This window comes from Clostridium sp. (assembly GCF_036569345.1).
GTDB lineage: Bacteria > Bacillota > Clostridia > Clostridiales > Clostridiaceae > Clostridium_AD.
Genome location: NZ_DATCQT010000025.1, coordinates 45,609 through 61,563 on the forward strand (window position 1 = coordinate 45,609; position 15,955 = coordinate 61,563).

A 15,955-nucleotide genomic window follows, 5' to 3' on the forward strand; every position below is an offset into this window, starting at 1 on the left:
AAGTTTATGGATGATATCAACAATTTTCTACAAAAATTAAGTTTTAGTTCTGATATAGATTTTTGTGTATGTTGCGAAAATGGAGAGAATATATTTACCAGTAGAGGTTTTGTAGAAACTTCTGATATTATTCATATACCATTATTTTTAGGAGAATCACATTTTCTACTTAAAACAGAGAAAAGATTCAACTCTTTCTCTAACTTGTTAAAGTTCACTATTGAAAATAAATATGTTGATTTATATTCTACAAATGAACAATCTATAGTTTCTATATTGGATGGTAAAGATGTTTCAAATGATACGATTTTTGAAGATATGAAATTTCTTGACGAAGGATATGGTCTTATATATATAACCCTTAATGGGAATTTACATGAAGCTTTGAATATAATTAAACAAGCTTATAGCCGTGAAAATGTACTTAGCATTCTTTATAATGGAAACATTTTAGTTATAGGTGTTTTTGAAAATATATCTGAACACGCCATAGGTATAAGAGAATCTATAATTTCTAATCTATTTTGCAAATGTTATATAAGCTTTAGCCGTATTGTACATGCTAAAAGTGACTTAGTAAATATTTTTAACGAATGTGAGCTTAGTATGTTTCTGGGTATAAAATTTAAAATAAAAGCTGATGTATATAATTACAATAAGTTGTTTCTTGAAAGAACAATTTATAGCTTAGATTCTAAATACAAGCAAAATATATTATATACATATAAAGAAAAATTAGACGCTCTTGACAATGAAACCATAAATACTATAGAAGATTTTTATAATTCTGATCTTAACATAAGTGATTCTGCAAAAAATTTATATATTCACCGAAATACACTACTCTATAGATTAGACAAAATAAAAAGAGAAACGGGTTTTGATATAAAAGATTTCAATCAAGCAATGAGGTTCGAAATCATTTTTCTTATTTGGCAAGAAATTAAATAAATTTATATATTAAATTAATAACAAAAAGTATACCCCTAAATGATTCTCATTTTAGGGTTATACTTTTAACCAGTTGCCATTCGCCATCTGATCTCATTATCAATTTCAATCTATTATAGAATCGCCTGGTTGCTCAGTATATTTTTTAAAATTTTCTAAGATTTTCTGCCATCCACTTTGTTGGACCTCATTTGAATTGGTTTTTTCCGATTCAAAGATTTCAATTATCTTTGTTTTGTTTTCTTGGGTTATAAATGTGATCTTAACTTTCCTCCCGTCATCTAAAATATATGAAATAATCTCATTTAATTTCACTTCATCATAAACACCACTGAAATCAAATCCAAAACTGCCATCTTTAGATTCCATTCTTGAAAGAAATTTACCCCCAACTCTTAGATCAATTTCTGCAAATGTTGTGTGCCAATCATCAGAAGCATTGTTCCATTTAACTATATGTTGTGGTTCTGTCCAATATCTCCATACTATTTCAACCGGATTATTAACTATTGTTTCTACTGTTATTGTAGAATTATTACGTGTTTCCATTATATATATCACTCCTCAACCTTTCTTTTGTTCCAATGAACTAGAAAAATGGTAAAATTTATTTCTTGTTAATTGGGCATCTTACTCATATCCATATACAATACATTCCACCGATGACCATCCAAATCAGAAAAACCACAACCATACATCCAGCTATCATTGTCTTCAGCCTCCGCATATATTGTACCTCCGGCTTTTACCACCTTGTCTGCCATTTCATCTACTTCCTTTTTGCTTTCTGCACTCAAAGAAAATAATACTTCTGTACCTTGTTTTAAATCTGGAATTCTATTTCCTGTAAAGTTTTTAAAAGCAGATTCCTTAAAAAGCATAACCACAATATTTTTATCTCCTATTATTAAGCTAACACCATCATTGCTATTGTATCTATCATCAAAAGAAAATCCAAGTTTGGTGAAAAACTCTTTTGATTTTTCGACGTCTTTTACCGGTAAGTTAATCCAAAGTTCTTTTGTCATAATTTTCTCTCCTTTTAGGTAAGTGTTTTAATATTAGTTTAGCCTAAACAAACAAAAAATACTATATGAAAACTCCACTTTACCCAGTAACACTTTTATCAACTTAGAATATACTGGAAAAGGGCTGAAAAAAATTGATTAATATGAGTTTTATGTTAATGCCCCAACGAATTAAGTTAAAAAGGGGTTGTATTAATCTTGGAAAATAATAATAACAATCAAGTCCAAAGTCTGAATCTTAATAATCAACCAATGATATTAAAAGATTGGCTAATTACTTATTTATTGTTACTAATCCCTATCGTAAACATAGTTTTAATGTTTGTTTGGGCATTTGGAAGTGATGTAAATCAGAGTAAAAAAACTTTTTGTCAAGCTCAGTTAATTATATTAGCAGTCGTATTTGTTTTATATATTGTATTTTTCGGCGCTCTTATTGGTGCTCTAATGAGTACAGGTGGTTATTAAATTTAATTTATCTAATAAGGTGGATACTCCATAATGGGGTATCCACCTTATTAATGTCACTTTATTATAAAAACAACATATCTATATACTGTTAAATACTAATTTGCAAAGGAGCTAAAATATGAATTTTCAAGGATTAACTGGTAAAGTAATAACTCCTTCTGATAAAGAATATGATATTTTAAGACTTGAATATAACCTAGCCATTAACAAATTTCCATTAGCTATTGTTTATTGTTATGATCCCATAGATGTATCAAATGCTGTAAAATGGTGTAGGCGAAACTGCATAGACCTCCGCATTCGTACCGGAGGGCATAATTACGAGGGCTATTCAACGGATACAGATGTTTTAGTAGTTGATACAGCCTGTATGAACAAAATAAATATTGATTCCTGTAAAGATATTGTAAATATCCAGGCAGGATCAACGTTAGACAATATATATTCAAAACTTGCCGAGCAGGGTTATGGTTTCGATGGTGGGACATGCCCTACAGTTGGAATTTCCGGTTTAGTATTAGGTGGAGGAATAGGTTTATCCTGTAGAAATTTTGGTTTACTTTCCGACAACCTTTTAGAAATAAAAATAGTGAATCAAAACGGCTTCATATTAACTGCAAACAATCATGTCAATTCAGAATTATTCTGGGCTTGTCGTGGAGCAGGTGGAGGTAATTTTGGAATAGTAATCAGCTATACCTTTAAGATTTATAAAGTAGATAAAATTACTGTTATACAACTAAGGTGGGACAAGGTATCGCGAGAAGATTTCTTAGCTCTCTGGCAATGTTGGTTAAAAACTGTCACTAAAAAGATTAGCTGTTTCGCAGGTTTTAACAAGAAAGGCATATATTTAAATGGATTTTTCTATGGAAATAAATGCGAGGCTAAAGAAATTCTGAAAAGCTTTTTATTGCTTCCTGGTTTATTAGATAATTCATCAATAGAATATGTACCATTTATTGATGCTGTAAAAGCTATCGCTTCTTTTTATGGACCACCAAATAGATTTAAAGCCACTGGAAGATTTATTTATAAGACTTTATCTAAAGAAAATATCAACAATTTGGTTGAATACGTGGACAATAGTCCAGGAGATGATGACTGCTTTATTAGGTTATATTCAATGGGTGGTGTTATAAAAGAATTGCCTAGTAATTACTCTGCATATTACTATAGAAATGCTTTATATATTATTGGTATAACAGCTGACTGGGAAAAGGATGATGATGCAAAAATCTATAAAAATTGGGTTGCAATGGTTTTAAAATATGTTTACCCACTGTCAAATGGATCCTATGTAAATTTTCCTTATGCTGGTCTTAAAAACTATGGAGATGCTTACTATGGCAAAAATTATCTTCATCTTAGGGAGATAAAAAAATTCTATGATCCAGCAAATATTTTTAATTTTCAGCAATCAATAAAACCTTAACAATTTCAATTGTGACAAAATTTATTCATAATATATCTTGTTAATAATGTGAAATTATAGTAATGTATTATCATTAAGCTATATTATGTTAAGTGGTAACTAATTTAGCAAAATAAATTTAATTTAGTAATTGTTTTGTTAAAAGATAAAAATAAAAGGATGTGTTTTATATGACAACTAGCGATAAAAAATTTCAATTAAAATTGGACAAACCTAAGAAAACATTATTTGCAGAGGTTTCTGGCACTTTTGGGCCCGCTGATGCTAATGACTTTCTTCAGGAATATACAACAATTTTAAAAACCATTAAAACGAATGAATATGAACTATTATTTGATTGTGAAAATTTAAGGGTAACTGGAAAAGATGTACAATCAGGAGTTGATATGACTGTCCTTTTAAAAGGTTGTATAGAACAATATAAGAAAGATGGATTTAAAAAAGTGGTATTTGATTGCAAAAAAAACCTTATAGTAAAAATGCAGATAGCTAGACTTTCTAGAGAAGTTGGCCTCCCAAATTTTGAAGCAATCTAATAGAAACATCAAGTAACTTCGAAATTTGTTATTAATAAATCTACCACAGTAATCAGATAAAACTGACTCCAAACTATAACCAGCAAGCTTCCTTGCTGGTTTTAACATAAGCAATAAAAAATATTAAATCTAATTTACAGATTATTATTTTTAATAATAAAAGCTACTTTCGCAATATTCTTACATTTATATTTCATTTACAAATATACAGTTAAATGATAATATGATTAGAGTATTGAAACATTTACCATTAATTAAATTAAGATACTAGATATTCAGGTTGGTAACATAGATTTAATTTACATATGCAGATGTGGCGGAATTGGCAGACGCACTAGAATCAGGGTCTAGCGCTTTACGGCATGCAGGTTCGATTCCTGTCATCTGCACCAAAAGCACTCGTTTTACGAGTGCTTTTTTATTTTCAAACAATTAAATATAATTCATTATCCTTTTATCTTAAATATTTATTTTGCAGATACCCAAATATTATCCTTTATGTAAAATCTCCATAAAAAGTCCTTTGCTTCTTCTGCATAATCAATACCAATTCTCTTGCTCACTACAATTTGAATTTTTTCTTTTTCCACGGGATCTTCAATATATAATTCATTTGCACATAAATCTTGTTTGTTATTATCTTTATTAATATTCATAGCTATGCACAATTTAGAAGGACCTGTGGTTAAATTTTTAAATTGAGCTTTTGTAAGTTCACTATAATTTTTCTTAAATCTTAACTTCGACATTTCCTCAAGCCCTTCTATTGGCTGGATAGCTCTAATTAAAACACCTTCTGGGAAACCTTCTTCTTTTGTTATTACATTAAAGCAATGATACATTCCGTAAATAAAGTATACATATGCAATGCCAGGACTACCATATAAAGTCGTTAGTCTAGGTGTCATTTTACCACCGTAGGCATGACATGCCTTATCTATTGAGCCAATGTATGCTTCTGTTTCAACTATCTTTCCTCTTAACTTTACTCCATTAACTTCGTGTACGAGTATTTTCCCTAAAAGTTCTTTAGCAACTTGCAGTGTTTCTCTGGCATAAAATTCTCTAGTAAGTTTCATTATTTGCTATTCATCGCTTTATTAACTTCTTTTAAATGTTTCCTTATTTCCAAATGTTGTGGGCATAGTGTTTCACATTTACCACATTCCACGCAAGAAACTGCTCTTTGTTTTAATGTCAAATCATTATTATAAGCATGGGACTGAGTGTCTTGTTCGTTATACATGGAAGCTTCATTTAATAAAGCAAAGTTCTCTGGTATGTCCACACCAGTAGGACATGGCATACAATAATTACATGCTGTGCATTGAACCTTTATTAATTCATTATATTGTCCTTTTACATTATCGATTAAGGCTAAATCTTTTACTGTTAATGAATTTGGTAGAGCTGTCTCAGAAGTTTTCATATTCTCTATTATCTGATCCATTGAATTCATGCCACTAAGGACAGTTGTAACTTCAGGATGATTAAATACCCATCTTAGTGCCCACTCAGCAGGAGTCTTCTGAGTTTCTGCTTTACCCCATTGCTGCTTTACTGAAATCGGTGGAGTTTTTGCAAGTCTTCCACCTTTAAGTGGTTCCATTATTACAATAGCCATTCCTTTTTTTGCTGCATATTCTAATCCCTGCGTTCCAGCCTGATAATTTTCATCGAGAAAATTATATTGTATCTGACAAAAATCCCAATCGTATCCATCTATGATTTCTTTGAAAGTATCAAGCTTATCATGAAATGAAAACCCTATTTGCTTAATTCTGCCATCATTTAAAGCACTTTTGATAAATTTGAAAATGTCTAATTCTAATAGATTATCCCATCTTTCCTTATTTAAAGCATGAAGTAAATACATATCTATATGATCAGTTTGAAGTTTTTCTAATTGCTCATCTAAGTATTTATCGAAATCTTCATATGATTTTGTAAGCCATGTGGGCAATTTAGTAGCTAATTTCACTTTTTCTCTGTAACCATCTTTAAGCGCTTTACCTACAACTATTTCGCTATTACCCTTATGATATGGAAATGCAGTATCAATATAAGTCACTCCGTTATCTATTGCATATCTTATTAAAGATATAGCTTTCTCCTCATCAATTTGCTTTGTATCATTATTAATGATTGGTAATCGCATACATCCAAAACCAAGTGCCGAAACTTTAAAATCTTTTTTCCCAAATTCTCTATATTGCATATAAAACTCCTTTCAAATCTTCTAAATTTATTAGTTAATATGATCTTTTGTCCCTTTATAATGCTTTACTTTATTATACCATAAAGTTGATTTAATAATATGTACGTGATAAAGTGTTAAAGTGTATAAAACGCTATTAACGGAATATATTCTGTGAATTAATAGTTATAAGGAGTGATATGTAATGGCAGAAAAAAATAAAAGAGAGATGTTTTCTACAGGATTTGTAGTAGCATTTCTCTTTTTAACTGCAATCGCTGCTACAACAGCAATTATATCTATGATTCAAGTTCCAGTTGCTTATTTTACAGAAGAAAAAGGAATGGGTAGAGTCAAAGCAGTATTATTTACAACAAGCATAATGATGGTTGTTGGAATTCTAGCAACATTATCGGCTGATCCCACAAGTGCCCTTGACAATATACATATATTAGGTCAGAGAGGTTTCTTTGATACTTTTGATTACTTATCTTCTAATATATTACTTCCAGTAGGGGGACTTCTATTAGCAATTTACATTGGTTACTTTACTAAAAAAGAAGATTTTAAATTAGAGTTATCTAATCAAGGAACTTTAAATAACGATTTTGTATTTAATATTATATTTGTATTTATTAAATTTATCTCACCACTACTTCTTATAATTGTTTTCTTAAACTCAATAACCTTAATTAAATTAAAATAACTATTACTCCTATATTTTAAATCTGTTCATTAATTTTGAAAGATTATCTGAACTTTCAGCATTTTTAATTGTTTCTATGGATATATCCTCGTTTTTATCAGTCACCTCTCCAATGCTTTCTGCAATATTTCCTGAGGAGGTAGCTACTTGGGAAACTGTCATAGCTACTTCTTCCATACTCTTAACAATTTGATCAATAGAGCTAGATATATTCTCGGATTTTTCAGAAAATTGAAAAACCATATCCTTAACTCTGTTACCATCATTTTTATATTGAACACTTACATCAATTAGTTTTTTATAATCTGTAAGTACATCCTTTTCAATCACATTAAGCACAAACTCAGAGGAACTAGAAAGGTCAGTAACTGCTGTTATAACATTTTTAACATCAACTTGAATTTTATTTACGGCTTCAGCAGATTTTTCAGCTAGTTTTCTTACCTCTTCAGCCACCACTGCAAAACCTCTTCCCTGTTCTCCTGCTCTTGCTGCTTCTATAGCAGCATTTAATGCAAGAAGATTAGTTTGTTCAGATATTACTAGAATACTTTCTGCCATTGCGGCTATATTTTTCACTACTTTAGCTGCTTCAATGGCTTTGGTTAATTTTTCTTTAGACTCTATATATATTGACTCTACCTTAGCTTTAGATTTTGTAGTTTGTTCATTAACAGAATCTGCCCTTTCTTGTATCTCTACGGCAAGTTTTACACCTTCTTTAGCTTTACTATAGGTAATATTAGCTTCTTCCTTTACGGTAGTAGCCATTGAGGTTACCTCTTCCACCGAGGCTGAGGACTGTTGCATACCTGCTGAAATTTGCTGAGTAGCCGCTGAAATCTGCTGCACTTCAGAATTTACCACCTTAAACATATCTCTAGACTTAGAGGAACTTAATATTATTTCATTACTTTCAATAGTAACAGTATTAATAGTTGCTCTGAGGCTTTTCACTGCATTATTTATGGCTATGACAGTTTGTCCAATCTCATCCTCTGATTTTGGTTTTAAGGAAGAAGTTAAATCACCATCTGCTAGCTTATTAGCTGCAGATTTCAAACCCTTCATCTGATCAGTTATATTTTTTAAAATATAATAACCATAAGTTATTGCTACAAGAACACTAACTATTCCTAATATAAACATAAAGAAAATGGCACTTTTAGTTTCTGTCTTGGCATTATTTTGAGCCTGTGAAGTAAGGTTGTTCTCAAATGTTACAATTGAATTTAAACTAACAATCCATTCCTTTTCTGCATTTTGTACTTTATCAATGAATGTTTGTAGTTGTTCCTCCGTTAAATCAATATTAATAGCTTGTTTAGAAACTTCTTTTATAGCTATGCTTTCTATTTGGTCTGTAATCTCCAGCTCTTTCATTAACTGCTTATCATCTTTTAATACTATTAATTGCTTAAGTTTAGTTTTATCACTATCATATTTCTTTAAGTTTTCATCAATAAGTACTGATTGAGTTTCCATATAACTTATATCATAACTTACAAGAATATTTCTAATATTTATGGAAACTTGGTTTACATCTTGAATCAAAACATTTGACAACTCTACCCTTTTATTATATTTGTCTACAATATCATTCAAAGAAGTATTAATTTGATTCAATCTAAATACTGCCACCGCTGTAATCATAATAATTAATATAACCATAGTACCAAATGCTAGTAATAAATTAGTTCCTAGTTTGTTTTTTCTTCCCTTCATTTGCTTAGCCCCCCATTTTACACTTTAAATAATCAATAATTTTCTTAGATAGCCTTTATTTTAAACCACTCTATATAACCTATTATTTATATGAATGTCCTTATTTACATAGCATCTTTAATATTGGTCCTTAACATCTATAGTTTCTACTATATAGTTTGTAATGCTTCCAAAATAATAAATACTCCTCTTACTATTCTACAATAATTATGGAATTCCTTTAAATCGTATTTTTTTTAACAATAGATCTCAATTTCTGTGATCTTAGAAACAAACTCTATACCGTGGGACACGTCACGTAATGAGTTACTTAAAAAATTATAGCAGTCAATTTATATATAACACTATAAATTGACTGCTAAAAAAATATAACAAATTTCTAAATCCCAATATTAGATTGAAGATGACGATGTAGTATTTTCGGAGATTTCGGAAAGTGCATCACCTGCTTCATTTACAAACTTAGAGTCAACTGCCAAATCTCCAAGAGAAAGTATTCCCACAATGGCATTGTTATCGACGATTGGTAATCTTCGAATTTGATTTTCTGCCATTAAGTTTGCTGCTTCATGTACATCCATGTTCAAATTTCCTGTTATAGGATTTAAGGACATAATGCTACTAACTTTAATACTTGAGATATTTTCACCTTGTGCTATAGACTTAAGTGTTATATCACGATCTGTAACTATCCCAACAATTTTACCGTCTCTGCATACCGGAACTGAGCCTACATTGTTTTTATTCATAATCTGTGCTGCTTTTTGAACAGTGTCATCAACATTTATACTTGTAACTTCGTTAGTCATCACATCGCATATTTTCATAAAATCACCTCCAAATTATTTTGCCTCAACATGTGTTTTTTTATGAATTTAATTTTTTTATATGATTTATAGAAACTTATTGTCAAATTGTAAAAAATCATGGTGTGATTATCGAAAGGTTTTTTAAGTTTCCGATTTTACAAACAAGGAATTTTCAATAAAGAATTTAAATTCCTCTTCTTTATTAATTAAACTGTAGTCTCCACTTTTAATTTTTATATTTTGAACCCTAATATCCGATTGTTTAGGATTAATACTAATATGATAATCTTCTAATAGTTTTGTAATTAAATCTATTAGCCATTCTTCTGATTTAGGACTAATAATAAGCTCATCAACTAACTCCGAGATAGTTACATCAACATTAATTCTATCTGGATTATTAATATTCATAATAGTATCTGGCACTATATTTTCATCTATTATTATCTTATTCGTTTCTTGTACCCATTCTTTTATATATTTAAAATAAACTCTTAACTCTTGTTCATGAATAAAATATTTTGTTTTTCTTAATAATGGATTAATGTCACCCTTATATGAATTCAATTCCACGTAATTTACTTTTCCATATTTAAAATCATAATTACTATTAGTTGGTCTATTATTAATTGTTCTTTTTAGTTTTCCAACAGTTGTCTTAATAGCAATTCCTGTTTTTGAATTAGTAAACGAATCCCACATAGCTACTGATTCACAATCATTAATATGCCAGCAATTAATAAAGTACTGTTTTTTCCTAATCTCCAACATTTTATTATGAGAATATCGACTAAATTGAGTAGATTTTAGTGAGCTATCCCCACTTTTTTCAGCTATTTCGTCATTTATTGCCTCTGCAAAATCTCTCTGTTCTAACTCAAATTTTGAATTAGCACCTTCATATGGGTCTAAGCTTTTAAGTTTGTCATACCTATAAAAACTTAATGTTTTGTAAGAAATCAAATTTATAAAACTCTCTAAATTCATATAACGCCATATTACAGTAGTATCTGTAAATAAGTTATCGTCTTCCATCTATATATTCCTCCCAAAACTTCATAATTTCTGCCTTAATAAGTACATCCAGTATTGAGTTTAATAGGAATAGTACAAGGTAACAAACTCTATAAATAATCTATCTTAATTATGTCCTGTTTATATAAAATTTACTCCCTTTAATTTCAATATATTTTGAATTTTGTATGTCGTCATGTTTTTTCTTAATTCTTGTATATTGATAATAACTATTATTTTATAGATTATATTCTATAAAGCTAATTATTCCACTAAAATGAGAGTTTGTTACCAATTTTTATTAGCAAAATTGGGATATTGTAATTTAAGTTTTTTAATCACTCTTCGTACCCGTGGGCGGTTATAACGTTGGACCATAATAGGGTATAAGTTCATAAATATATTAAAAAATATTAACCATATTGTTTCCTTAAATGAATACTCAATACAAACATATACGCTAATTAATGCAATAATAATAGCGATAATTGTGTGTCCAAATTCAGAGGCCCTTGTTCTGAACTCGTAATATTCTAATAAAATCATTGATTTCCTAATAGGATTTTCCTTTTTTCTACTTTTCTCCCAACCACTTAATACTAGTAATTTCCTAAAAAAATGAACACCAAAATGCTTGTATATTTTTCCCTCTTCTTCTATACTATGGCAATTAAAATAAGATGATTTGAGTGCTGGTCTCAATAATGTTTCTGCTATGGACATCCAAATCATCAGAAAGAAATTTAGTGAAATACTATATAATAAGGAACTCATACTCATAAATGGAAAAAGAATGAATAAGCTTACCCAAAATGTGGCGGTCAATACTATAATCCACTTAAGAAATGTGTTTTTATTTACTTTGATCATGTTGTATTCACCATCTTTCTTATATACCTGATTATATTATATTTTTAATCTTCTTCTATTCTCATCTGTTTTTATTATACTTTAAATTTTGCTTATTTAGATTTTTTAGTTGATAAAATTACTCTTTATCTCATAGTAATTTTTCAAACAGTCTAAACCAGTCCAACCCGTAGTTCCCAAGTCCCAAGTCAACGGTATCAATATACTTAAAACCACATTTTTCATACAGCCTAATTGCAGGTATATTGCCTTCGTAAACATCCAACCTAATTGATTTAGCTTGTAACTTAATACTGTGCTCAATAGAAAAGTTCATTAATGCTTTGCCTACTCCACATTTCAAAAATTTAGGATGCACTACAAATGTATATACAACAAAAACATCTGAATAGTCAGACTCAAATCCCCATGTAGCATTATAATATGAAGGTTCAGGTTCATGATTTAAAATGACAGAACCAACGATTTTTCCATTGAGTTTTAATACATAAAGATTACCATGTTTAACTCCATCAATTGCATTTTGCCGAACAGGATATATACCCTTTTTCCATCCAGGATAGTTTACTCCTTTTTCCAAATAGTCATTCAAATCGTTATAAAGCTGTTCTAGTTCATCAATATCATTTGCTTTTCCTAAATCAAAAATCATATCCATATGTGTAGCCCTCCAATTATATTATTATAGTTTGTACACTTTATATGAATATTGCATATGATTATCTACAATATATAATAAAACTGAATATTATGATTCACTAACCCTTATAAGCCATTCATTAACTAGTGAATTAAATACTTCTGCCTGTTCTATATGCAAATTATGTCCTGCTCTATCCAAAATAGCAAAAGTTGCTCTTGGAAAGTTTTCTAATATATCCCACGAATCCTTATACCCAACACAATTATCTTGTTTTCCTAGCAGCATAAGAACAGGTTTATCAAATTTAGTATTTAACTTATCTACATCCAAGGAAAAAGCATATCCATTTCGTTGAAGGTTCTTCAAAAATTCCCTATTTGCGATTTCAACACCAGTCATTATTTCATTTGTATATCTTTTATAAATATTTTCACTTTGAACCACAACACCAGAATTAAATTCTTCAGCTTCTTCCGGTGTGAGCCTAGATAGCAACTTATTATCTTTTACTAAAACAACATGATCTGGAACAGTTCGTTTGTTATAATCTGCTTTTATAGCTGGACAAATTAATAGAACTCCATCAATTTTATCAGCCATTTTGTAAATTACTCCCCTTGTTAGATATCCACCATATGACTGTCCTGCAATAAGAAAATTTTCGTTAGGAATAACTTTTTCAATAAAAGCAATTACAATATCAAGCATAATATCAGAATTATTAATCCATTCTGCACTACCCGATTTGCCCATACCAGGTAAGTCAATATATATTCTCTTGAAACCCACTTTAGAACTAAGCACAGGTTCCATACAGCCAGTCATTAGTCTGTGATCTACATAATAACCATGCAACATAATAATTGGTTTCCCCTCACCTATTATTTCATAGTTTATAGATATATTCTTAATTTTACATTCTATCATTTTCTCTCCTTTTGTTTATCATAATTATGAATTAATATAAAAAACTATTTCATCTATATTCTTTTTTTTAGTGAAATCTACTGGTTTGTCTAAAAAGGCAAGCATACCTATTTCATCAGGTATTAATTCTTTTTTCTGTTTCTTTTTAATCTTTATTTTCCAACTCAATAATGTCATAAGCACTTTATCAAAAGGTGGCAGTTTATTATAATTAAATCCACCTCTCAAATAGAAAAACTTAATATGCTTTTGTTGATCTGGAGTAAAATTATTGTTCGTAACTGCCTTTATTACTGCTTCATTTGATGGCGAAGCCCCCGAAGCAAAAACAACTAACCTTTTGTCTTTAAGTTTATCAATGTTTTTCTTAATGAACTTGACTCCATTAATGCCCACTGCATGCAGACTACCACCATAAACCACGGTATCATATGTTGTTAACATATTTATATTAACTTTTGAAACCTCAAAAATATCCGCTGATAGTTCTTCTGCAATCCATTCTGCATAATTCCTTACAAACCCTGTTTTTGATTTATAGATTACAACAGTTTTCATTATTTTAACTCCTCATTAATTAATTGTCAAAATTATTTAAATGTTATTCAAGATCTTCGATTTTCTCACTCTTATTATCCATCTCATTAATATTTAACTGCATCTTCTGCATCACTCTTCTTGCAACTTCCAATTCATCTTTATCTATATTTTTAAATAATGCTTGAGTAAACACTGAGCCTTCGCATCTAACCTTTGCCCAAAAATCATAGCTGTTCTCTGTAAGCTTTAGTCTAGTTACACGAGCATCTCTTTTATCCTTTTGCAAAATCAATAATCCCTTTTGTTCTAGCTTTAAAGCAACCTGTTTGATGTTCTGATGAGAACTTCCCATTTCCTTTGCAACTTCTTTCATTGTAGGTGGCTTATCAAATAAATTCTCTATAATAACTGTTAAAAACCACTGCTTTGTTGTAATACCAAATCGTCTAAATTCTCTTTCAAGCATAGTATCCACTCTATTAGCAACTATGAAAATTACTCCAAACAAATATTGCTTATCACTCATTTTTTCAACCTTGATCATAATTAACTTCCTCTCTATACTTTTAATATATCATGATTATTTAAGTAATATGTTACCTATAAAAATAATATATTACCTTTTTGTCCCTTTGTAAATGATTTTTATTAATATCACATAAATTGGAGGTTTCACTTCCATTATATCTTAAAAAAATAATTGGCTAATGATAAATGCAAGTAGTCCTAATAATTCACCACGATATAGCTGCTTTATACAAGAATGACCTTCTTGTGAAGTTCGACTTCTTAGAAGTTTCAATACCGATAAAAAGATTATGACATCTGATATTAAAATCATGAATAGATAACTTATTCCCAGCCAACTAAAATAGATTGGTATTAAACTAATTAAAATAACAAAAGAAAATAGAATACTTGAAATAATTAGTGCAAATTTACGTCCCATTTTTATTGCAACTGATTTTGAATTTCTTTTTTTATCCCCATTAATATCCATCGCATCTGCTGCGATTTCTTCACCAAGATCAAACAAGAAAGCCATAATACTAAATGTCAAAACTATTTTATTAAGCGGATCCCCAACTGTAATCCCACCGAGAATAAATGTTGTTGCAACTGAGCAGCTAACCATAATATTGCCCGGTAAACCTGTTTCTTTAAGTTTCCAATTGTATAGGACACCAATTACCCATAAAATAATGCAGATAATTAATGCGTATATGCTTATCATAGCCGCTGCTACAAGTCCTATAAAAGTAGTGACTATTGTTAATACAATAACCTCAAGTGGTGAAATAATTCCCGCTGGTAATGGACGATTGGGTGAATTTATCCTATCAACTTCAATATCAAAATAATCATTTAGTATTAAAGCAGGACTAGATATAAAAAATCCACAAATAAACCCGTAAAATAGGTCATGAACTGAAGGAAAACTTCCAATGGCTATTATTTCTCCAACAATTACACAGATTCCAGCGGCTAATGAAAGTTCCGGTCTAAATAATTGAATGACTCCTTTAATTTTTCTATTAAATGTTATTTCAATGCTATTCATAAAACATAAGCCTCCTCCTCATCTTAATAAAAACTACTCATTATTTTCATAACAATACGTCCTCAAAATTTTAATTTCTATTTAGACAGTGCATTTTCTATTGATTTCAGATATGCTTTACTCGTAACTGTAGCACCACCAATAAAATCAACATTAGTATTCTGTTTTTTAATTACTTCATTAATCAGCTCTGTGGATACTTCTGGTTTTTCAAAGACCACACTTTTAACAATAGCAATACTGGTTACCTTTTTATCTTTTATAGTAACATTGACTTCATTGGACCATCTGCCCCCATTATATATACCTTTATAAACTCCGTTTTCAAGTTGTGAAACATCTATGGGTTTGATAATCATATTTTTTCCAGAATCCAACCCTCTTGTAATATAAAATCCACTGCCACCAATAATCAATACCAATAAAAAAATCACACCTATAATAATTTTAATAAACCTTCTCACTGTAATTCACCTGCAATTTTAAATTCATTCTTGCTTGTTTTATTAATACGTCTCATCATCTTCCTCCCCCTTTACTTC

General features: G+C 29.7%; 19 protein-coding genes and 1 tRNA gene. 6 read left to right on the forward strand and 14 right to left on the reverse strand.

Annotation, left to right across the window (positions count from 1 at the left end; translation table 11 throughout):
• The first annotated feature begins 6 nt into the window (after window positions 1-6).
• Window positions 7-951: a PucR family transcriptional regulator gene (locus tag VIM70_RS01885; protein WP_331943567.1), complete on the forward strand. Its 945-nt coding sequence runs from the start codon at window positions 7-9 to the stop codon at window positions 949-951.
• Window positions 952-1,056: 105 nt separating this feature from the next.
• On the opposite strand, the gene VIM70_RS01890 is transcribed toward VIM70_RS01885, so the two are convergent.
• Together VIM70_RS01890 and VIM70_RS01895 are read right to left on the reverse strand one after the other, a co-directional pair.
• The gene (locus VIM70_RS01890) at window positions 1,057-1,500 is read right to left on the reverse strand and encodes an SRPBCC family protein (protein WP_331943568.1); all 444 of its coding nucleotides are present in this window, start codon (window positions 1,498-1,500) and stop codon (window positions 1,057-1,059) included.
• A gap of 68 nt (window positions 1,501-1,568) precedes the next feature.
• Complete coding sequence (locus VIM70_RS01895) at window positions 1,569-1,979, reverse strand: VOC family protein (protein WP_331943570.1); 411 nt, start codon at window positions 1,977-1,979, stop codon at window positions 1,569-1,571.
• A gap of 198 nt (window positions 1,980-2,177) precedes the next feature.
• Here VIM70_RS01895 and VIM70_RS01900 point away from each other — a divergent pair, with 198 nt between their 5' ends.
• The 4 genes from VIM70_RS01900 (at window position 2,178) to VIM70_RS01915 (ending at window position 4,813) form a co-directional block, all read left to right on the forward strand.
• Window positions 2,178-2,447 (forward strand): hypothetical protein, encoded by a 270-nt coding sequence (locus tag VIM70_RS01900; RefSeq protein WP_331943572.1) that lies wholly within the window; start codon window positions 2,178-2,180, stop codon window positions 2,445-2,447.
• Between the two features lie 121 nt (window positions 2,448-2,568).
• Window positions 2,569-3,885, forward strand: coding sequence for an FAD-binding oxidoreductase (locus VIM70_RS01905; protein WP_331943574.1), 1,317 nt, complete (start codon window positions 2,569-2,571; stop codon window positions 3,883-3,885).
• A 170-nt stretch (window positions 3,886-4,055) separates the two neighbouring features.
• Window positions 4,056-4,421 carry a hypothetical protein gene (locus VIM70_RS01910; RefSeq protein ID WP_331943576.1) on the forward strand — a complete coding sequence of 122 codons (366 nt, stop codon included), beginning with the start codon at window positions 4,056-4,058 and terminating at the stop codon, window positions 4,419-4,421.
• Window positions 4,422-4,728: 307 nt separating this feature from the next.
• Window positions 4,729-4,813: transfer RNA gene (locus VIM70_RS01915), tRNA-Leu, on the forward strand.
• 75 nt (window positions 4,814-4,888) lie between these two features.
• Here VIM70_RS01915 and VIM70_RS01920 read toward each other — a convergent pair.
• Entirely contained in the window at window positions 4,889-5,500 is a 612-nt protein-coding gene (locus VIM70_RS01920; protein WP_331943578.1) for a DNA-3-methyladenine glycosylase, read from the reverse strand.
• Window positions 5,500-6,639: an aldo/keto reductase gene (locus VIM70_RS01925; protein ID WP_331943580.1), complete on the reverse strand. Its 1,140-nt coding sequence runs from the start codon at window positions 6,637-6,639 to the stop codon at window positions 5,500-5,502. Before VIM70_RS01925 ends, VIM70_RS01920 begins: the two co-directional genes overlap by 1 nt.
• A 184-nt stretch (window positions 6,640-6,823) precedes the next feature.
• Between VIM70_RS01925 and VIM70_RS01930 the strand changes: the two genes are divergently transcribed.
• On the forward strand, window positions 6,824-7,324 hold the full coding sequence (locus VIM70_RS01930; RefSeq protein WP_331943582.1) for a hypothetical protein: 501 nt from the start codon (window positions 6,824-6,826) through the stop codon (window positions 7,322-7,324).
• A gap of 9 nt (window positions 7,325-7,333) precedes the next feature.
• On the opposite strand, the gene VIM70_RS01935 is transcribed toward VIM70_RS01930, so the two are convergent.
• The 10 genes from VIM70_RS01935 to VIM70_RS01975 form a co-directional block, all read right to left on the reverse strand.
• Window positions 7,334-9,049 carry a methyl-accepting chemotaxis protein gene (locus VIM70_RS01935; protein ID WP_331943584.1) on the reverse strand — a complete coding sequence of 572 codons (1,716 nt, stop codon included), beginning with the start codon at window positions 9,047-9,049 and terminating at the stop codon, window positions 7,334-7,336.
• A gap of 392 nt (window positions 9,050-9,441) precedes the next feature.
• Window positions 9,442-9,876, reverse strand: a complete 435-nt coding sequence (locus VIM70_RS01940) for a CBS domain-containing protein (RefSeq protein WP_331943586.1) — start codon at window positions 9,874-9,876, stop codon at window positions 9,442-9,444.
• A 123-nt stretch (window positions 9,877-9,999) separates the two neighbouring features.
• A complete protein-coding gene (locus VIM70_RS01945) occupies window positions 10,000-10,893 on the reverse strand; it encodes a hypothetical protein (protein WP_331943588.1) in 894 nt (297 codons plus the stop codon).
• A gap of 267 nt (window positions 10,894-11,160) precedes the next feature.
• Window positions 11,161-11,742 carry a hypothetical protein gene (locus VIM70_RS23360; protein WP_414648640.1) on the reverse strand — a complete coding sequence of 194 codons (582 nt, stop codon included), beginning with the start codon at window positions 11,740-11,742 and terminating at the stop codon, window positions 11,161-11,163.
• Between the two features lie 130 nt (window positions 11,743-11,872).
• The gene (locus tag VIM70_RS01950; protein ID WP_331943590.1) at window positions 11,873-12,400 is read right to left on the reverse strand and encodes a GNAT family N-acetyltransferase; all 528 of its coding nucleotides are present in this window, start codon (window positions 12,398-12,400) and stop codon (window positions 11,873-11,875) included.
• Window positions 12,401-12,490: 90 nt separating this feature from the next.
• On the reverse strand, window positions 12,491-13,309 hold the full coding sequence (locus VIM70_RS01955; RefSeq protein WP_331943682.1) for an alpha/beta hydrolase: 819 nt from the start codon (window positions 13,307-13,309) through the stop codon (window positions 12,491-12,493).
• Window positions 13,310-13,336: 27 nt separating this feature from the next.
• Window positions 13,337-13,870, reverse strand: coding sequence for a flavodoxin domain-containing protein (locus tag VIM70_RS01960; protein ID WP_331943592.1), 534 nt, complete (start codon window positions 13,868-13,870; stop codon window positions 13,337-13,339).
• A gap of 43 nt (window positions 13,871-13,913) precedes the next feature.
• A complete protein-coding gene (locus VIM70_RS01965) occupies window positions 13,914-14,396 on the reverse strand; it encodes a MarR family transcriptional regulator (protein WP_331943594.1) in 483 nt (160 codons plus the stop codon).
• A gap of 144 nt (window positions 14,397-14,540) precedes the next feature.
• A complete protein-coding gene (locus VIM70_RS01970) occupies window positions 14,541-15,413 on the reverse strand; it encodes a UbiA family prenyltransferase (RefSeq protein WP_331943596.1) in 873 nt (290 codons plus the stop codon).
• A 77-nt stretch (window positions 15,414-15,490) separates the two neighbouring features.
• The gene (locus VIM70_RS01975) at window positions 15,491-15,877 is read right to left on the reverse strand and encodes an FMN-binding protein (protein WP_331943598.1); all 387 of its coding nucleotides are present in this window, start codon (window positions 15,875-15,877) and stop codon (window positions 15,491-15,493) included.
• Between the last annotated feature and the right edge of the window lie 78 nt (window positions 15,878-15,955).